Source organism: Bartonella sp. B10 (genome assembly GCF_053794435.1).
Genome location: NZ_CP200030.1, coordinates 584662 through 604317 on the forward strand (window position 1 = coordinate 584662; position 19656 = coordinate 604317).

Annotated in this window: 14 protein-coding genes, 1 tRNA gene and 1 pseudogene; 6 read left to right on the forward strand and 10 right to left on the reverse strand. The window is 36.1% G+C overall.

The annotated features are described in order from the left end of the window. Positions 1-28 precede the first annotated feature (28 nt). Complete coding sequence (locus V3565_RS02375) at positions 29-772, reverse strand: 16S rRNA (uracil(1498)-N(3))-methyltransferase (RefSeq protein ID WP_455478719.1); 744 nt, start codon at positions 770-772, stop codon at positions 29-31. A 217-nt stretch (positions 773-989) separates the two neighbouring features. Between V3565_RS02375 and V3565_RS02380 the strand changes: the two genes are divergently transcribed. Both V3565_RS02380 and folD read left to right on the forward strand, forming a co-directional pair. After that, entirely contained in the window at positions 990-1133 is a 144-nt protein-coding gene (locus tag V3565_RS02380) for a hypothetical protein (RefSeq protein WP_455478720.1), read from the forward strand. 933 nt (positions 1134-2066) lie between these two features. Then, positions 2067-2966 carry a bifunctional methylenetetrahydrofolate dehydrogenase/methenyltetrahydrofolate cyclohydrolase FolD gene (folD, locus tag V3565_RS02385; RefSeq protein WP_455478721.1) on the forward strand — a complete coding sequence of 300 codons (900 nt, stop codon included), beginning with the start codon at positions 2067-2069 and terminating at the stop codon, positions 2964-2966. A gap of 278 nt (positions 2967-3244) precedes the next feature. Here folD and pgl read toward each other — a convergent pair whose 3' ends face one another. The 6 genes and pseudogenes from pgl to V3565_RS02415 all read right to left on the reverse strand — a co-directional run bounded on the left by pgl (position 3245) and on the right by V3565_RS02415 (position 8593). Further along, positions 3245-4003, reverse strand: coding sequence for a 6-phosphogluconolactonase (pgl, locus tag V3565_RS02390; protein WP_455478905.1), 759 nt, complete (start codon positions 4001-4003; stop codon positions 3245-3247). A 38-nt stretch (positions 4004-4041) separates the two neighbouring features. Then, a pseudogene (locus tag V3565_RS02395) lies at positions 4042-4221 on the reverse strand (hypothetical protein); the annotation flags it as partial. 185 nt (positions 4222-4406) lie between these two features. Then, positions 4407-5690: an NAD(P)/FAD-dependent oxidoreductase gene (locus tag V3565_RS02400; protein ID WP_455478722.1), complete on the reverse strand. Its 1284-nt coding sequence runs from the start codon at positions 5688-5690 to the stop codon at positions 4407-4409. An 11-nt stretch (positions 5691-5701) separates the two neighbouring features. Beyond that, positions 5702-7129, reverse strand: coding sequence for a glutamine synthetase family protein (locus V3565_RS02405; RefSeq protein ID WP_455478723.1), 1428 nt, complete (start codon positions 7127-7129; stop codon positions 5702-5704). A gap of 162 nt (positions 7130-7291) precedes the next feature. Next, a tRNA-His gene (locus V3565_RS02410) sits at positions 7292-7368 on the reverse strand. A 136-nt stretch (positions 7369-7504) separates the two neighbouring features. Further along, positions 7505-8593: a quinone-dependent dihydroorotate dehydrogenase gene (locus tag V3565_RS02415; RefSeq protein WP_455478724.1), complete on the reverse strand. Its 1089-nt coding sequence runs from the start codon at positions 8591-8593 to the stop codon at positions 7505-7507. A gap of 625 nt (positions 8594-9218) precedes the next feature. Here V3565_RS02415 and mscL point away from each other — a divergent pair. After that, positions 9219-9632 carry a large conductance mechanosensitive channel protein MscL gene (mscL, locus tag V3565_RS02420; RefSeq protein ID WP_455478725.1) on the forward strand — a complete coding sequence of 138 codons (414 nt, stop codon included), beginning with the start codon at positions 9219-9221 and terminating at the stop codon, positions 9630-9632. A 14-nt stretch (positions 9633-9646) separates the two neighbouring features. Here the strand turns inward: mscL and V3565_RS02425 are convergent, their stop codons facing one another. Next, positions 9647-10957, reverse strand: coding sequence for a sensor histidine kinase (locus V3565_RS02425; protein WP_455478726.1), 1311 nt, complete (start codon positions 10955-10957; stop codon positions 9647-9649). A gap of 550 nt (positions 10958-11507) precedes the next feature. After that, positions 11508-14105 carry a DNA translocase FtsK gene (locus V3565_RS02430; RefSeq protein WP_455478906.1) on the reverse strand — a complete coding sequence of 866 codons (2598 nt, stop codon included), beginning with the start codon at positions 14103-14105 and terminating at the stop codon, positions 11508-11510. Positions 14106-14503: 398 nt separating this feature from the next. On the opposite strand from V3565_RS02430, the gene V3565_RS02435 reads away from it, so the two are divergent. The 3 genes from V3565_RS02435 to rpoH all read left to right on the forward strand — a co-directional run bounded on the left by V3565_RS02435 (position 14504) and on the right by rpoH (position 18039). Then, a complete protein-coding gene (locus tag V3565_RS02435; protein ID WP_455478727.1) occupies positions 14504-15934 on the forward strand; it encodes an aldehyde dehydrogenase family protein in 1431 nt (476 codons plus the stop codon). Positions 15935-15970: 36 nt separating this feature from the next. After that, positions 15971-16972, forward strand: coding sequence for an RluA family pseudouridine synthase (locus tag V3565_RS02440; RefSeq protein WP_455478728.1), 1002 nt, complete (start codon positions 15971-15973; stop codon positions 16970-16972). A 167-nt stretch (positions 16973-17139) separates the two neighbouring features. Continuing rightward, entirely contained in the window at positions 17140-18039 is a 900-nt protein-coding gene (gene rpoH, locus V3565_RS02445) for an RNA polymerase sigma factor RpoH (RefSeq protein WP_455478729.1), read from the forward strand. 104 nt (positions 18040-18143) lie between these two features. Here rpoH and V3565_RS02450 read toward each other — a convergent pair whose 3' ends face one another. Further along, positions 18144-19583 (reverse strand): hypothetical protein, encoded by a 1440-nt coding sequence (locus V3565_RS02450; protein ID WP_455478730.1) that lies wholly within the window; start codon positions 19581-19583, stop codon positions 18144-18146. Between the last annotated feature and the right edge of the window lie 73 nt (positions 19584-19656).

Sequence of the window (19656 nt, forward strand, 5' to 3'; positions counted from 1 at the left end):
AATGGTTTATAATAACTTTTCAAACTTCTCAATCAATTGACCAATCCCCTACAGTAGCATTAAGAAGAGCTAAAGCAGCAACAGCTGCAGTATCAGCACGTAAAATACGTGAACCTAATGAGATAGGAACCACAAAAGAATGTTTTTTTAAAAATTTTCTCTCTTCTTCACTAAACCCACCTTCTGGACCAATGAGAACGCCAAATGCTGTAATTGCGTATTTTTTTAAACAAGATAATGAATGACGCGATTTGTGCGCTTCGTCACAAAAGAACAAAGGCTGCGTCTCATTCCATCCTGCTAAAAGTTCTGTTAATGACACAGCCGGTACACATTCAGGAAGAGATAAAATGCCACACTGTTCAGATGCTTCTATAACATTAGCATTCATGCGCACCATATTAACACGAGTAACTTGTGTGTGATGTGTTACGACAGGCTGCAGAACAGATACCCCCATTTCTACAGCTTTTTGTACCATGTAATCCAGACGAGCGCTTTTGAGTGGAGCGAAACAGTAAGTAAGACTTGAAGGAGCTGTTTGTAATCTTTCTTGATGTGTAAGCTGAACAACAACAAATTTTTTCTTAACAGCAATAAGTTTAGCAAGCCACTCGCCATCTTGTCCATTAAAAAGCAAAATCTCTGCTCCTTCTTGCATACGTAACACATGTACAAGATAAGAAGCTTGCGCACCCTCTATTTTTATTTCTTCATTCAAAAAAAGTGGCTGTCGAATAAATAATCTTTTAAGTTTATAATTTATGCGCATAAAAAAATTCTGCCAGAGATAACTACGATCGTCAAGAAAATGAAAAAGATACATAATAACAAAATCGTACCTATGGGACTATAGAATTTTTTTAGCTTTATGAGATAATAATGGAACAAATGGAATGTTAAGTGATTCTGTTCCCAAATAAATGAATTTATAATGATATATCATGCACAACCATATTCAGTAAATATTGTATAATTGGAGAGAAAACATGTCTGCTAAAAAAGCTGCAGTTATCACTGTCACCACTATCCTAGCTTTTATTGTTCTTACTATAGGAATCGGCTCTGTTGGAGCAGATGGAAAGCACACAATCTCCGAAGATGGTTATGGAATTTCTTCTCAAATTCAATAAATGCATGTGCTACCATACTTTATAGCATTTTATATTCGTAAAATGCTCGCCGAATAATATAAATTGATGTTTTTTAGATGCATTCAAAATATGGAACGTTCTCGTGTAAAATATATAAGGCTTCCACTCACCGCTATACACATTAAACAATTGTAATCCCATCGTAATGTCATCTTAAAACCTCATTTAAATATCCCTTGGATGTATTATAAGGCATCATTATTCATTAAACATGTTTTTTTAATCTTGTATATATCATTCAAATCCCCATAAATCTGGATAGAAGACATCTCAATGCTGTTTCATACAGTGATAAAGGAGCTCTGACTGACCAAGAGTCTATAAATGCCTATCTAGCCTGCAGTAGGATTTCATTTAGCCTTCATCAATAGTGTGATATTATCAATTTATGATGCTAATATAACATTTTAAGAAAAATATTTTAGAATGAGAAAAAAGAATCAATTATGTGAATCATGTAATTAATTGCACATGATAACTCATACATGTGCTCTAATCCTGCTTCTGCTAAACAAACACCAACTGTATCCCTTGATAAAAACAGTAAAATGAAAATACCAAATCTAGCAAACTAATCAAAATTATTATTCTAGCCACAAACGCCCCTTTATGCTTGCACCTTTAGAACAAACAAATTAAGGACGAAACATTATAAAAAACTTTTGATAATCTTAAAATCTGTAATATATCGATCCAATATATTATTTTTGCCCTTATACAAAATTTATTGGAATAGCAGCGTTGCCGCTTCCTAACGAGGAGGTTATTGTAAATTATTCCGAAGAATAAAAAATATACAGTACTATAGAAATATCCTTACCATTTTCAAACCAACATTATTACAAAGTTTTATTGAATTGTCAGTAAATACTTTAAAAAAAAACAAACCGCCCTACTAAAAGGATCTCTCCCATGGACAACATTATAGATGGTACAAAACTCGCTGAAGAGATTATTGTAAAAGTTAAGGATGAAACAAAAAAACTTTTCAACAACTATAATATACAACCTGGTATCGCCGTTATCATTGTTGGAGATGACCCCGCAAGCCATGTATATGTCTCATCAAAAAGTAAAAAAGCTGAAGAATGTGGTTTTTTTTCAAAAAAGCATATCCTTTCCAAAGAAATACAAGAAAAAGAACTCCTTAAACTCATTGAAACCTTAAATTCTGATCCTAAAATCCACGGTATTTTGGTTCAACTTCCTTTACCTGCTCACATTAATACAAACAGCATAACGCAAGCTATAGATTTTCAAAAAGATGTCGACGGTTTTCATTACGTAAATGTAGGAAAACTTGCAACAAATGCACTTGAAAATGCGATTATTCCCTGCACACCAGCTGGCGCCATGATGATGATTGAACGACTATGCGGAAAAGACTTATCGGGTCTTGACGCTGTTGTTGTTGGGCGCTCAAATATTGTAGGAAAGCCTATGGCTGCCCTCTTAACAGCAGCTAATGCTACTGTAACTATTGCGCATAGTCGTACTCATGACCTTGATGATGTATGTCGCAGTGCTGATATTCTAGTAGCTGCCGTAGGCCACCCACAAATGATTAAAAAAGACTGGGTTAAAAATGGTGCCATTGTTATTGATGTTGGCATTAACCGCATTGAGTCACCAGAAAAAGGTGCAAAAAAGACACGTCTTGTTGGTGATGTCGATTTTGAAGAAATAAAAGGAAAAGCTGCCGCCATCACACCCGTTCCAGGAGGAGTTGGACCTATGACGATCGCCATGCTAATGGTTAACACACTTAAAGCTACCGCTCTATCTCATAATCTGCCCATACCAAAATTCTGAAGGTAATACACATTTTTATCACATTCATATCACTCTTTTATATTTGTGCCATCGTAACAGATAGACTTTGATCTACGCAATTAATTAATGGACACAAAAAGGTTATACCAAACATTGCATTTATTATTTTAAAGATCTAGCTAACAAACAATTTAGATAAATTTATACTAAAAATTGATACAAAACGATCGTAAACTCTTTGCATAACTAGCAGCAATTTCTTTTAAAAATGTGATGATCACTCCTTATTTATGTGCATATCTTGTTACCAAAAGAGATTACGCATCTTCTGTACCCATATCATGTTTTGTTTCACTTATTTCATTTTCTGAAGGAGACCAATAGATCTGGACAAGACTATGAGCATGACGCAAAACCGCTCTAACAGGCATTTCTATTTCAGATCCATCCTGACAAACTTCTTCAAAAAAATCACGCTTCCTAAAACCTTCAAAATGAAGAATAATAGAGCGAGATTGTATTATAACTGGCAAAGTCAATGTCAGTCTTGGTTCAAGAACACTTTTTGAATGAATAGGTAAAACGAGCGCCTGCGTTTGAATATCGATCGCTTGCTTTAAACGATCAGCATCAGGAAAAAAGGAAGCAGTATGTCCATCAATACCCATTCCCAAAACAACAACATCAAATGGTTTAGGCAAAGTATTTATGCGATTAGCTGCTGAAAAAGCAGAAAGCTCAACAGTAATTGCTTTATGATAAAGCCCCACAAAACGCGCTTTTGCTGCAAAATTTTGCAATAAGTAACGCCGAACGATATGTTCATTTGAATGCTCATGATTAACAGGTACAAAACATTCATCAACCAAGGTTATGATAATATTTTTCCAATCAATATCTGCTTTAGATAAATAATGAAAAAACAGTTCTGGCGTTTTTCCACCAGAAACTGCTAGAATTGCTTGTTTACGCTCTAGGACAGATATACTAAGCTCTGCTGCAACTCGATCAGCCAATGCCAAAGCTAAGGTAGTAGGAGTTTCAAAATTTAAACGGTCAATACTCATTTTGTGCATCATAATCGCTCTAAACTAAGTGGTTCTACATACACCTATCACATTTTATTAAAATGTCTGAGGTAGAAAACTTCTACGAACCATACGCTATATCTATGAAGCCTCTTTACTGCAACCAATCCTTCAAGAATTGAATCAATTAAACACCAACCAATTTCAATTTCATCACGATGTACAAATAGTATTTTATCTTCACAAATAACACTTATAAACAAGTGTTTATAAGCATCAAAACTACACTACTCACAGACAATGAAATATTATGAAACTACATATCGCTAGAATTTTGATCATTAACAACTACTGAACATCTTCATTAGAGTGGACATAAACAATCAGATAATTAGACAAATTTTATTAACCATAGACATATTTATTTTTCTACTCGAGTATGAAAATTCAATTAAAAACGATCCATTAAGGAAAACCAGTGCATTGCTAAAAGTATAAGCGGATAACGCAAAAATCTTCCTCCTGGGAAAGATGAAATTTTTAAATCTCGAAAACATTCAAAACGCTCATGCTTTCCTGTCAACCACTCAGCGTATAATTTTCCCATAAAGGGAGCAAGCATGACTCCATGCCCAGAGTAACCGCCGCAATAAGTGATACCAGAAGAAAGTTGGCGGACATAAGGCATCCGTTCAACTGTGATCGCAACCGTTGCTCCCCAACAATGAGTCAAATTTATAGATTGTAAATGAGGATAAATTTCAACAATCTGCCGTCGTATACGCTCGTCTAAATTCGTAGGGTGTTTATTATCATAGCTTTCTACTCCACCAAATAATAAGCGATTATCAATGCTTTTGCGAAAATAACGAACCATAAAACGGGAATCATCTACTGATTCGTTTCCTAAAAGAATCGTATTATGCTTTGATAATGGTTCAGTTGCGCCGATATAAGAGCGGATAGAAACAATATTTCTCTTAACAAAAGGCTGAAGCCCAAGCTGATACGCATTGGTCGCCAATAAGACATGCTCAACTGTTACATTGCCGTGTTCTGTTCGCACTACACGGTATCTACCATTGCTCTCTATCGCAGTTACGTGTGTTTTCTCATAAAGTTTAGCGCCAGCATTTTTTGCTTGTTGTGCCAACCAAACAACCAATTTTAAAGGATTTATATGACCAGTGTCCGCATCATAAATACCGCCATGATAAAAAGATGAACCAAGCCGTTTAGATACTTCATCCCTATCCATAAAAGTGAGTCCATAGTATCCATAACGCTGCATCGTCTCAACATGCCTTTGATAAAATATTACCTCACGCTTTTTATGGATAACAGAAAGCTGTCCCGCCATAAAATCGCTATGACAATCAGGATTAGCACACCAAGATAAAATATCCTTTTTGGCTTCTTCAGCTAAATCAAACAGCGCTTTACTTCGTTCAAACCCATATTTTTTCTCCAGCGTTTCTACCCATTGTCGCTGACCTGTTCCTAATTGACCGCCATTGCGCCCCGAAGCACCATCACCAAAACGTGAAGCTTCAAACAAAACAACATTAACTCCAGCTTTAGCTAAATGATAAGCAGCCGAAAGGCCTGTAAATCCCCCTCCAACAATAACTACATCACATTGTATCTGTTCACAAAAAGATGGATAATTGGGACGCTCTTCTAAAGTATCTTCATACCAAGAAATTCCTGGAGAAATGGGATTATAATCAATCATATTGATAAAACTTAAACGTTAAGTAAGAGATATTCACGTTCCCACGAGCTAATAACTTCCATAAAAGTCTCAAACTCTTGTCGTTTAATTGCAGCGTAAGTACTTACAAACATATCTCCTAAAATAGCACGTATATCTGTATCTTGCTCAAATAAATTAACAGCCTCAATGAGTCCACGAGGTAATTCAATGTTATCAGAATTTACACTATTTGTTGTGGGTGCATCTGGCTCAATCTTTTGCTGCAAACCAATGAGACCACAAGCTAAGGAAGCCGCAAGCGCTAAATAAGGATTAGCATCCGATGATGGAAGCCTATTCTCAACGCGCCGTCCCTGTGGAGCAGAACGTGGCACACGAAAAGCTGTGGTACGATTATCATACCCCCATCGTAAATTAACAGGAGCAGAAACATTAGGCATAAGACGCCGATAAGAATTTACATAAGGAGCAAGCATCACAAGCACTCCAGCCATATGTCTTTGCAATCCACCAATAAAGTGATAAAAATAAACACTTTCTTTACCATCCTTATCAGTAAAAATATTACTATTCGTTTTTTTATCAATAATCGATTGATGAATATGCATCGCGGATCCAGGTTGACCTTGAATAGGTTTGGCCATAAAAGTTGCATACATATTATGCTTAAGTGCTGCTTCACGAATTGTTCGTTTAAACATAAAAACCTGATCAGCCAATTCAATCGGGTCGCCATGACGTAAATTAATTTCAAATTGACTAGCTCCTTCCTCATGAATGAGTGTGTCAATTTCTAACCCTTGTTCTTCCGAAAAATGATAAATATCATCAATCAGATCATCAAATTCATTTACACCAGCAATCGAATACCCCTGCCCACCACCAATTGAACGCCCAGAACGGCCAACTGGAGGAACTAAAGGATAATCTGGATCAGGATTTTTTTGAACCAAATAAAACTCAATTTCTGGAGAAACGACCGGCTTTAAATCCATTTGAGTATAAAAATTCACCACTTTTCGTAAAACATTTCGCGGCGTATAATCAACAATCTGCCCATTTTGATACACAAGATCACAAATTACTTGTGCGGTAGGAGCATCTTCCCATGGAACAATACTCAATGTTGAAAGATCAGGTTCAAGACGTAGATCACCATCTGTTTTTGGATACTCAAAACCATGGCCATCTTCAGGATAATTTCCTGAAATTGTCGTCATAAAAACTGCTGAAGGCAATGCTAATGATGTCTCTGATATAAATTTTTTAGAAAGCATCATCTTGCCACGCGCCACACCTGCTTGATCAGGTGTAATACACTCAATATCTTCTACACCTCGAAAGGAGAGCCACTGCGAAACTTGCTCCCAATTATTTACGCCACGTAAATTTTTAAGAAAACCAGAAACGGGCTCCAAGCCTTTGCTTTTCATATGTTCACCATTTTTAACAGCCATAGTATACCAACTCACAAAAACAACAAAGCCCCATACACATCATGTATGAATGCTACTCAAAAATTTTATCAGCTTAATTTTAAAAATAGCACAGCCCTTATCAAGGTAAATACACCCTGCAATCACTATACGCTGCTTATTATATTCAACATAGTGAAAAATTGGTACGGTTGGTGGGATTTGAACCTACGACCTCTGGTGCCACAAACCAGCGCTCTAACCAACTGAGCTACAACCGCATAAAAGTCAGTGCCTAACAATTATCTACCATTTGGTAAATCTTCAACCCTCTACCATTGTGACATAAGGAAGATCAGAAGAGTTTGCAAGCCCCTTAAAAAGAATCCTGTATTTTTTGTTAAAAAAATCGTTTTATCATAAAGGAAGGGCGCGTTTTGCCCAATAATCAACAGTATGATCACGATAAGCTTGTATATTATCCACACCATCTTGCTGCATAAGTCGCAAAATCTCCTCTAGAATAGTTACAATAAGATTCGGACCTTCATAAATCATGCCACTGTACAGTTGAACTAAATCTGCACCAGCTTTAATTTTCTCCAAAGTTGTTTGTGCATCTTTTACGCCACCAACACCAATGATTGCAATCTCTTTACCTAATTTTTGACGCATTTTTGCAAGAGCAATAGTAGAGCTCTCGAAAAGTGGACGTCCAGAAAGCCCTCCTTCTTCGTTACAAGATGTATTATCCATCAATCCTTTGCGTGAAACAGTAGTATTAGAAATAATTAAACCATCAAAATCAGAAAATTTTATCTCTTCAGCAACATCATCCAGTTCCTTATCTGATAAATCAGGAGAAATTTTTAAAAAAATTGGAATGGAGAATCCATGCTTTTTCTTTTGTTCACTGCGTGCTTGTGAAATTGCATTAATCAAGATGTGTAAACTTTCCCTAGCTTGTAGAGCGCGTAAACCCGGCGTATTGGGTGAAGAAATATTAACTGTAAAATAATCAGCAACATCATAAAAACAGGCAATACCAGCAGTGTAATCATCAATTTTGTCAATCGTATCTTTATTGGCACCAATATTAATACCTATAATGCCGAGACGTTTACACGCACGAATCCTGTTGTAAATGATTTTATGGCCATCATTATTGAAGCCCATTCTGTTAATAATCGCTTCATCTTCTCTTAAGCGAAAAAGCCGTGGCTTAGGATTTCCAACCTGAAATTTTGGCGTAACTGTACCAATCTCAGTAAAACCAAATCCTAAACGAAAAACAGAATCAACAACCTCCGCATTTTTATCGAAACCTGCTGCAAGACCTATAACATTTTCAAATTTAAGACCAGCAACAGTCACACATAAACGCCCATCAACAACCTTTTGACAACGGTTTAATCCACTATTCAGCCCAATAATCGCTAAACGATGCGCATGCTCTGGATCTAACATAAATAAAGCGGGACGACCAATACAACGAAAAAAAACCATTAATCTCTCTCCACAACATAAAACGATCCATTACACTTTACTTCAACTTTTTAACACAAATCACCAATATTAAAGATAACATACTATCCAAATAAAAACGTAAAAATACTATACGTGCATGGTATAATCGCTAATCATGCCTACCCATAGAGTTATTGACCCCCCCTATGGAGAGGAAAAAAATATTAAAACATCTCCTTTCTACTGTTTATAATAACTGCTCAGAAAAAGATCTTTCCACTCTTTAAAAGACTTTCTTTTCTTTCTTAATTGTTCAAACATTAAAACTTAAAATAATCCATTAACACAGTTAACAAATAATCTGTAAAGTATGTACCATTTTTAAAAGAATATTATCCTAACAGTCTCGAAATGATTTTATAAACTAAGCATAATTTTTGATTTTTAGTTAAGAAATAGAACAGATACTATTCTTTATGAATTTTATTCGATTCTGAAATATCAAGTCTATATATAAACTCTTAAACGTATTATAATACTTCTAGAAAAGAATTTTAATATTTGTACTATAACGCCAGCAAGAAAATAAAAACTGCCCTTTCCCTTTCTATTAAAAGCGATAATTAGAATTACCATATATCGAATACATAGACAGGAAAAAGTAATGCTTAAAGAGTTTAAAGAATTTGCCTTAAAAGGAAATATGATTGATCTTGCGATTGGTGTTATTATAGGAGGTGCTTTCGGAGGACTAGTCAATTCAATTGTTAATGATATTTTTATGCCAATCATTGGCCTGATCACAGGCGGAATTGATTTTTCTAATATGTTTATTCAGCTTGCTGGTGAAAAACAAGCTACATTAAGCGCGGCCAAAGCAGCCGGTGCAACCATTAGCTATGGTAATTTTATAACTTTACTCATCAATTTTCTTATTATTGCGTGGGTTCTTTTTCTATTTGTTAAAGGCATGAATAAAGTACGCAGAAAACAAGAAGAACAGGAAAGTCCAAAAGAAATGTCTCTAGAAGAAAAACTGCTATCAGAAATCAGGGATTTATTAGCCAAGAAACAGTAAATTTATATTTGGTATTACCCATGGAATACGGGAAAAAACATTTCAACAGTTGTCCCATAATTAGGTTTTGAAAATAATAAAAATTGACCACCACTCTCTTCTACCATAGCTTTACATATTGGAAGCTCTAAACCGCTTTTGATAAAAATTCTATCACTGAATCGGCCGTCTTTGCACTCTACTTGACCATAGGGCTGCATCACCTGTATAATCTCTTTGTTGCTCATGCCTGTACCGTTATCACTCACCGAAATCTTCACTCTCTCTTTTTTTCCGTAAGAAACATGGACAATAATTCGCCCACCCGACGGTGTAAAACGAATAGCATTGGAAAGAAGATTCCACATAATTTGCCGCAATATCTGTTGCGATACACAAATGAATGGCACATGAACCGGCGCAACAATACGCATGATAATACCGTTATGATTAGCCCGTGTCTCAAGAAAATCCATGCTAGCACGCAAACAAGATATTACATTACATGCTTCAGCCATGAGGGATGAATTTACCCCGATATCTGAATTAGAATGATTTGTTTTTGAGCACTCGAGTAATCGATTAACCAATGATAACATATATTTTCCTGATGATATAATATCACGTAAATACCCACGATGACGCTCATTCTCTATCAAACCACAATGCCTATCCCTCATAATTTCTGCAAAATCAATGAGAGCATTCAGAGGTGTCCGCATTTCATGTACAACCCCAACCATTTTATTCTCTTCTACTTTTTTATCTAAAAGAACTCCTTCCGTCATATCGTGCAGCATAACAGCATAACTGCCTTGTTGTGCCAAAGGCACAATCATTACAGAAATCGCTACCTTTTTATGACTTTTCGTTACTAAATAAACCACCTTGCTACGATTAAAAACATTACTTTTTCCTTGTACACGGATTGAGTGAAAATATTTTTCAACCAAAAATCGACTTTGCAAAGTAAATAATGATGATAATGGCTGAGCCAACAATTCATTGATTTCATAGCCAGTTAATACTAAGGCAGCACTACTAGCTGATTGAATGAACCCTTGTTCATCTAGCCACAAAACACCATCAATAGACGCATCCAATAATGATAAAACTACTGCTGGCTCTTTTATGAGAGCTTGTTCTATAACACTTATGGGCAATGCCTGTGCACATGGCAGATTAACTGCTGTTTCTTCAATAAAATGCTCGTCCCCTGAAACTGAATGTAAATCACCACGTAACCGCTCTGCAATTTCACGAAAAGCTAAACGCTCTGCTTCTGAAAGACTCAACGTTTTTGTATCTGAGGTTCTATCTTTTTCTTCTTGTATTTTTTCCTGCATTTTCAAAACACCAAAGCCACGACCACCACAAGATACTGTTTGACAACAAAAATTTGCAAAGAAGAAAGTTTAATATAAAGCTAATTTGAACAACTAGCAGAATTTATCGAACAATCCGTTCATTCTAAGGCAAAGCTTCTTCAATGCAACTACTAAATACCTGATACTATCTATCGTGAGCTTGACCAGAAAATTCATGAAAATTAAATCCTAAAATATAAAAAATATAAGCTGAACACTTAACTTACTCTTTCGAAACATTACAAAATCAGCTATTCTTAGTCCATATTTTAAGTAAAGTGGTGCGAAAAAACCACCACAAACTGAGAAAATTTTTGTCTACCATTCAGCTTATTTTCGTTTCAATAGCGTACATACAATCGAGAAATTTGCCAATTGTGACTTCAATCAAAAAATGCAAATAGCATCCTACCTAACTTAATAATATCGTTAAAATTTATAAAAAATAAAGCTTTGAACACTTCTCAATCAATGAACAAAAAATTACAACAATTCTTATAAAATAAATCAAGCATTAACCTTTCACTAACTACAGTGACGCATCCTTGAAATCATACTGCTTATTATTGTCCTCATGGAGCAAAATTTCACGTTTACCAACATGATTAGCAGCTCCAACAATACCTTCTTCTTCCATTCGCTCAACAAGGGAAGCAGCCTTATTATAACCAATAGAAAGACGCCGCTGAATATAAGACACTGAACATTTTTTATCACGCATGACAATTTTAACAGCTTGCATATAAAGTTCATCACCATCACCGTTAAGATTTTCTTCTACAGCATTTCCGACAACCGAATTAACAGATTCTATATCTTTATTATCATCTTCACTATTCGTCACTGTTGCTAAATAATCAGGTTTTCCTTGTATTTTAAGATGCGCAACTACAGACTCAACTTCTTCATCAGAAACAAAAGGCCCATGAACACGAATGATGCGCCCACCACCAGCCATATGAAGCATGTCTCCCTGACCCAAAAGTGTTTCAGCACCTTGTTCTCCTAAAATTGTACGGCTGTCAATTTTTGATGTTACCTGAAAAGAAATACGGGTAGGAAAATTCGCTTTAATCGTACCCGTAATAACATCAACAGAAGGCCGCTGTGTTGCCATAATAAGATGAATACCCGCAGCACGCGCCATTTGCGCTAGACGCTGAATAGCATTTTCAATTTCTTTACCAGCTACCATCATAAGATCAGCCATTTCATCAACAATAACCACAATATAAGGAAGCTGTGTCAAATCCATCGCTTCTTCATGATAAAGAATTTCTCCACTTTCCTTATCAAAACCCGATTGCACGGTACACACGATTGTTTCGCCTTTTTCTGCTGCAAGCGAAACCCGTGCATTAAAACCATCAATATTACGCACGCCTAATTTAGCCATTTTACGGTAACGCTCTTCCATTTCACGCACCGCCCATTTTAAAGCTGTAACAGCTTTCTTGGGATCAGTCACAACAGGCGTTAAAAGATGTGGAATACCATCATAAACAGAAAGTTCTAACATTTTAGGATCAACCATAATCAAACGACATTGCTTTGGGGTCATTCGATAAAGAATTGATAAGATCATCGTATTAATCGCTACAGATTTTCCTGATCCTGTTGTCCCTGCAACCAATAAATGTGGCATTTTAGCTAATTCTACAATTACAGGCTGACCATTAATCCCCTTCCCCAAAGCAAGAGCTAATTTAAATTGACTTTCTCGAAAAGAGCTGGATTGGATTAATTCACGTAAATAAACTGTTTCACGGACTGTGTTTGGCAACTCAATCCCGATAACATTGCGTCCAGGAATTACAGCAACACGTGTAGAAATAGCAGACATAGAACGAGCAATATCATCAGAAAGACCGATAATACGAGATGATTTTACCCCAGCTGCAGGCTTAAATTCATACATTGTCACCACTGGCCCTGGATGAACGTGAATAATTTCACCCTTAATGCCAAAATCTTCCAAAACCTTTTCCAAAAGCTCGGCATTACGCTCCAATATTTCGCGTGTAATAATCGTTCCGCCATGAAACACAGGCTCCTGCAACAAATTGATCGGAGGAAATTCATAAGTACTGTAATCAAAGGATTGAAAATTTGACATAAGAGAAGAATTACAATTTCCTACTCCCAATGGTACACTAGTAGCTTGCAATGCTTTGCTCGCTACTTTCATAACTGAAAAATCTGCTGATTTTTTTTTCACATCTCTTGTTGTATAACTTTCAATATTACAGGACTTATTGGTTACTGTAGTAGCTCCTACATCACCTAAAGTATCAGAAGAATCTCCAACAACACGCTCAGAATTACATATTTGAATTTCTTGAGCGGCATCACTTTTTTCATACCCTGAATCAGAAATTTGTTTTGTTCCTCGAATACCATTGGTTGAAGATTCTGATGCAATTGAATCGTAAAATTTGGGAAAACGGTATTCAAGAATACGGTAAAGAGTAGTAATTGATTCATTAAAGGTAGAAGTTGTATCTAATATAACCTCATCACTCTCGGAACCAAGAAACGTCGCATTTTTTTTTGAAATTTTAGTAGCAACCTGTTCTAATATAAAAGGTTCACACTCAAAAAACGCATCATCAGATAGATGAAAAGTAGATTTTGTTTTTTGCTCTACGTTTTTTATCGATAACTTATGCTTCCCCTTATCTTCCTCAATCAGAGTGCTATCTTTCTCACTCATAGTTCTAACAGTCTTCCGTGATAACTGTCTTAGAACTGTTGAATCGCAAAACGACTCTTTTTTATTCTCATTATTCTTAACCGATCTAGAATTAATTTCTCTTTCTGTTGATTTTGAGTTTGTTGTTTTTTTATTCAAGTGTTTAATGTTTGTAAGCTTTTTCCGCTCTTCCTCTGAAAAAATTTTAAACTTTTTTGCAAAAATTGGATCAGTTTCTATGCGACGCCGCAAAATTTCAACTTCTGGTGTTCGCGTAAAACGCACATTTTGTCCAAGAGTGAAAGCCTTTTTCCATACTTCCGGATAGGAAAAGATCTCTGTAACCTTAGTAGATGAATTTTCTCTTGATTTATCCTCCGCACCCTCATCAGAAAGAAAAAACGTAGAAATGGATGTTTTTTTCAAATTATGCATGATACCCAACAAAATTATAGCAACGAGAACAATCGCTTCTTTCAAAAGAATGCATAAAGATTATAGTATGAAGGTTAATAACCTTTTGCTGGAAACAACTTTTTAATGAAAAAAATTGCCTATAAGCGCTGCTTTCTCCCAATACTTCCTACGTAAATTGTAAAATGCATAATACCGTATAGTTACACTCCATCACAAAAATGACAGAAACATCACCGATCATCCTCTTTTTTCCTATGTTATACAAATAATTTTCCTACAACTTTCCATTATCCACCACTGAAAAATGGTTCACTTTCATCACCCTTTATGAGATTGTTCTTGTTATTATCGTTATAAAAGGTGTAAATGATATACAGAATTTATAGCAAAAAATGGGAAATAGGCGGAGATAGGCTATGTTGAATAAAAGGAAATTTTATATCAATGGTCTATGGGATGATCCAAATATCCCTCATGATCTTCATGTTATTGATCCATCAACAGAAGAAGCCTGTGCCGTCATTAGCCTTGGTAACACAAGAGATGTAGATAAAGCAATTAGTGCTGCTAAAAAAGCTTTTCAAAACTGGAAAATGACCCGACCAAGCGAACGTCTTAGCTTCGTTGAAAAAATTTTAGAGATCTACGAAAAACGCTCTGAAGATATAGCTAAAACCATTTCCATGGAAATGGGAGCGCCTATTGATATAGCGCGCAATGCACAAACTGCCGCTGGTAGTTATCATATTCTTAACTTTATAAAGGCTTTCAAAAAATTTTCATTCCAAGATGTTTTAATAGAAGGCAACACGCAAGCAATTCTTCACTATGATCCTATCGGTGTCGTTGGATTGATTACTCCATGGAATTGGCCAATGAACCAAATAACTCTTAAAGTTATCCCTGCTCTATTGACTGGCTGTACTATGGTATTAAAACCCTCTGAAATTGCTCCTCTTTCTGCTATACTTTTTGCAGAGATTTTAGATGAAGCGGCTCTACCTGCAGGCGTTTTTAATTTAATAAATGGAGATGGTGTTAATGTCGGCTCTTACCTATCTACTCATCCAGATGTACAAATGATAAGTTTTACTGGATCAACCAAAGCAGGAAAAGCTATTTCTAAGAACGCTAGCGACACTTTAAAACGAGTATGTCTCGAACTTGGAGGCAAAGGAGCTAATATCATCTTTGCTGATGCCGATGTAGATGCTATTAAACGTGGTGTACAACATTGCTTTCATAATAGTGGACAAAGCTGTAATGCCCCAACACGCATGCTTGTAGAACAAGCCATTTATGACAAAGCTATAAGAAAAGCCAAAGATATTGCCGAAAAAATAAAAGTTAACTCAAGCCATCAAGTAGGAGATCATATTGGTCCCGTAGTATCAAAACAACAGTATGATAAAATTCAAGCGCTTATACAATCCGGAATTGATGAAGGAGCAACTCTTGTTGCAGGTGGGACCGGTTTACCGAAGGGAATGGAACGTGGTTACTATGTCCGTCCAACAGTATTTGCAGATGTAAAACCTAATATGCGCATTTTTCGAGAAGAAATATTTGGTCCAGTCCTATCAATTATTCCTTTTAGTACAGAAAATGAAGCTGTAGCCTTGACCAATGCAACAGAGTATGGTCTCACAAACTATATACAATCACAAGATCAAAGCAAATGTCGTCGTATCGCCGCGCAAGTACGATCTGGTATGGTAGAAGTTAATGGACATAACTTACCCGATGGCAGTTACTTTGGAGGAGTAGGATCTTCTGGACGTGCTCGTGAAGGTGGGCTATGGGGAATTAAAGAATTTTTAGACACCAAAGCAATTTCATATTGGTAAAAAAAATCTTATTAAAAACTTAATAGGAATCCTGAAGTGACACAATGGATAACAGGTGAAGATTCTCTTGGGCAAAGACTTGATCAGTGGCTTACTAAACAATACCATAATGAGATGTCACGTTCGCGTTTGCAAACCCTTATCCGTGAAGGATACCTCAAAATTGATGATCAATTAATAAAAGAACCAAAAACAAAATTAAAACCCAATCAAATGATTAAATTGACAATGCCTGCACTTAATGATGCAGAACTTAGCGGTGAAGATATTGCATTGGATGTTCTATTTGAAGATGATCATATCATTGTTATTAATAAGCCAGCAGGTCTCGTTGTTCATCCTGGCAATGGTAATTGGGCTGGAACATTAGTCAATGCCCTTATCTATCACTGTAGTGGTAGTTTATCTGGTATCGGAGGCGTTAAGCGCCCAGGCATTGTTCATCGTCTCGATAAAAATACAAGCGGTGTCATGGTTATCGCAAAAAATGATCCTGCTCATAAAAACCTTAGCACTCAATTTGCGGATCATGGGCGCACTGGAGCTTTGGATCGACGCTATCATGCCTTGATTTGGGGATCTCCCAGCCGTAATATCTCAACAATCAATGCACCTCTTGGACGCTCTCCCCATAATCGAACAAAACAAGCTGTTGTCCATAACAAAAATATTCATGCTCGTAACGCTATTACACATTTTACTGTACTTGAAAAATATGGCACCTGTGCAGACACAACATCTTGCGCTAGTCTTATAGAATGTCGTCTAGAAACTGGACGAACACATCAAATTCGTGTTCATATGGCTTATATCGGACACCCACTTATAGGTGATACTGTTTATGGCAATGCTTTTAAAACAAAATTAAATACACTAAATCCCAAAATTCGAAGCATAGTTGATCAATTCAATCGACAGGCACTTCATGCAACGTGTCTTACCTTTGAACATCCTGCTACATGTGAAATCATGTCTTTCTCCTCACCACTTCCCCAAGATATGGCTGAACTCATAGATTATTTTAAAGAAATGAATTGAAACTTTTGCCTTTTTCATAACTTCATAATAAAATTATATTTATACAATATCTCTTTTTGAACAAAATTAAAAATTATGATAACATGCAGCATTGCAAAAGATAGTCATGTAATGTCTGGAAATAGAATTCGCCTTATCAGGGAATTCATGCAAAAGGAGGGTGCTATATGGCCCATATGAATTTACTATCAGTAACAATAGGTGATGGAGGACTGAATCGTTATTTAGAGGAAATTCATCGTTTTCCGATACTTCAACCAAGCGAAGAGTATATGTTAGCCAAGCGTTACCGCGAACATCATGATCTGAAGGCTGCGCATAAATTGGTCACTAGTCATTTGCGCTTAGTATCTAAGATTGCGATGGGATATCGGGGTTATGGATTACCCATCGGAGAAGTTATTTCAGAGGGAAATATCGGGCTTATGCAGGCTGTTAAACGTTTTGAACCAGAGCGCGGATTTCGCCTTGCAACTTATGCGATATGGTGGATTAAGGCATCAATTCAAGAGTATGTGTTACGATCTTGGAGTTTGGTAAAAATGGGAACAACCGCAAATCAAAAGCGATTGTTTTTCAATCTTCGTAAGTTAAAAAGCAAACTTCAGGCACTTGACAATGGTGATCTTAACGCAGAACAGGTTAAAGAGATCGCGACTAGATTAAATGTTACTGAGAGTGAAGTAGTGTCAATGAATCGTCGGCTAAGTGGTGATACTTCACTCAATGCGCCTCTACACACAAAAGAAGGTGAAAATAGCGAGTGGCAGAATTGGTTAGTTGATGATTCCGATAACCAAGAGCAGATTTTGATAGAACAAGATGAATTAGAGAATCGTCGTTCTATGTTGGTGCACGCTATGAATAATTTAAATGAGCGCGAAAAGCGTATATTTAAAGCTCGTCGTCTGAGCGATGAGCCGCTTACCCTAGAGGAACTCTCAAGTGAATTCAACATAAGTCGGGAACGCGTAAGACAAATCGAAATGCGCGCATTTGAAAAAGTGCAGCAATCCGTTAAAGCTTCTGCTTTATCCAAAAAACAGATTGTGTCTGCACACTTGTGACATCAATTGAGTAAGACAACACATATATCAATTTCATATTTTCGATGTGGTCTTGTGAGTTCCTGTGTGGGGGGGGGTGTAGTTTTTTATCTAACCTTGCATTATTACTCTTTCTTTTCATCAATAACCGTTAGTTTATCTTGTTGTGCAAGCCATTGTTCAAGCACTTCGTTAAAGATAGTTTCACCTGTTGATCCTTTTGTAAAGGTTAGTTCGTTTGTGCGCCCATTTTCATCAGTTAACACCACGTGTATCCAATTTAATTCTTGCATAAGTTGTAAATTTTGATTCAGAAATGGATTATTACCACTTAGCGCAATCAGAAAAAAATTATCGTTAATCTTTGCTACAACAGTATTTTTTAAAGCTTGTCCAATTGATTGTTCACTTAACTTAAAAGTCAGTTCCTTAATATTACTTATAGCGTGACCAGAAAACTTATCAGAAAGAGTAAAAATAAGATCTATAATATACGCAGCAGGAAAAGATCTATCAGTATTACGACGTAAAGTTAACTGTAATGATAACCCTTTATCTGGAATTGTTATATCACCCCGTATAATTGATTCTTCTAGAGCACCATTAATATTGGACTCCTTCACAAGTGACCACCGTACACTACCCGTTGCCACTTTTTCTGCATCATAACTCGTACGTTCTTGATATAAAACAGCTTCACCTAATTGTTTAATTGATTGAAAATTAGTAGTAACAGCTGTTGCTTTTCCTTCTCCATTCGAAGAACTTGCCATTTTCTCTAAACCGACATCGACCTCACTTCCATCCTCTAATAAGCGTTGTGTTAATTTTTGGTTAACAGAAAATGGTCTTGATAACACACTAGAAACTTGAGATTTTTCCTTTGATAATTGACCACCGTTTAACACAAGTATATATTTACAAATAAGATAAATACCGATGATCAAGATCATAAAACTGATTAAAATAGCAGCACCCATCGCGATACGCTTCTGCATTGACGGCCGATTTGCACGCCGCAAAGCCTGAGAAAAAATATGCGAAACAATGTGAAAATTATCAATTTGCGCAATAGCCGCTGAAGTAGAATCTTTTAAGATATCTGAACCAACATGTTGAGAAGCTAAATGATGAAAATTCATATTGACAGGCTCCGCATCTGGAACACCTAATGCAGAAAGTTCATTAGATGTCGCACTATCCTTTAAATTTGTAACGGAGAACTCTTGTTTTTTTTCTGTTACCAAAACTGAAACACTATCATCTCGTGACAATGCAGCGTTTTTTGTATTTTTGTCATTTACTTCAAAAACATCTGTAAATTGCCACCCAACTGCTGAAGAAAATAACTTTTTTTCACCTTCCCGATATTCTGTTTCAACATTTGTAATAGCATCTCGCAAAATCTGTCTTTGTTCATTTGCTATCGTCGGTGGTATTGCTGCTTCTACAAATTGATATTCTAGTGTTTCGATAGCTCGTTTATAAATTCGCTCACGCACTTGTGGTGTAATATTACTTTGTGCATTAATTGTTTTTTTTAAAATTCCAACGAAATCTACCATATCTTATATAATCTTTCTTAAACTAAGGAAAACCCTAGTTTCAAGGCAAAAACATATTCATTGTAACCTTTTA

Bases quoted from the DNA above. Each gene is read 5' to 3' on its own strand.
- V3565_RS02375 (WP_455478719.1), bottom strand. From the start codon at position 772: ATGCGCATAAATTATAAACTTAAAAGATTATTTATTCGACAGCCACTT.
- V3565_RS02380 (WP_455478720.1), top strand. From the start codon at position 990: ATGTCTGCTAAAAAAGCTGCAGTTATCACTGTCACCACTATCCTAGCT.
- folD (WP_455478721.1), top strand. From the start codon at position 2,067: ATGGACAACATTATAGATGGTACAAAACTCGCTGAAGAGATTATTGTA.
- pgl (WP_455478905.1), bottom strand. From the start codon at position 4,003: ATGCACAAAATGAGTATTGACCGTTTAAATTTTGAAACTCCTACTACC.
- V3565_RS02400 (WP_455478722.1), bottom strand. From the start codon at position 5,690: ATGATTGATTATAATCCCATTTCTCCAGGAATTTCTTGGTATGAAGAT.
- V3565_RS02405 (WP_455478723.1), bottom strand. From the start codon at position 7,129: ATGGCTGTTAAAAATGGTGAACATATGAAAAGCAAAGGCTTGGAGCCC.
- V3565_RS02415 (WP_455478724.1), bottom strand. From the start codon at position 8,593: ATGGTTTTTTTTCGTTGTATTGGTCGTCCCGCTTTATTTATGTTAGAT.
- mscL (WP_455478725.1), top strand. From the start codon at position 9,219: ATGCTTAAAGAGTTTAAAGAATTTGCCTTAAAAGGAAATATGATTGAT.
- V3565_RS02425 (WP_455478726.1), bottom strand. From the start codon at position 10,957: ATGCAGGAAAAAATACAAGAAGAAAAAGATAGAACCTCAGATACAAAA.
- V3565_RS02430 (WP_455478906.1), bottom strand. From the start codon at position 14,105: ATGCATAATTTGAAAAAAACATCCATTTCTACGTTTTTTCTTTCTGAT.
- V3565_RS02435 (WP_455478727.1), top strand. From the start codon at position 14,504: ATGTTGAATAAAAGGAAATTTTATATCAATGGTCTATGGGATGATCCA.
- rpoH (WP_455478729.1), top strand. From the start codon at position 17,140: ATGGCCCATATGAATTTACTATCAGTAACAATAGGTGATGGAGGACTG.
- V3565_RS02450 (WP_455478730.1), bottom strand. From the start codon at position 19,583: ATGGTAGATTTCGTTGGAATTTTAAAAAAAACAATTAATGCACAAAGT.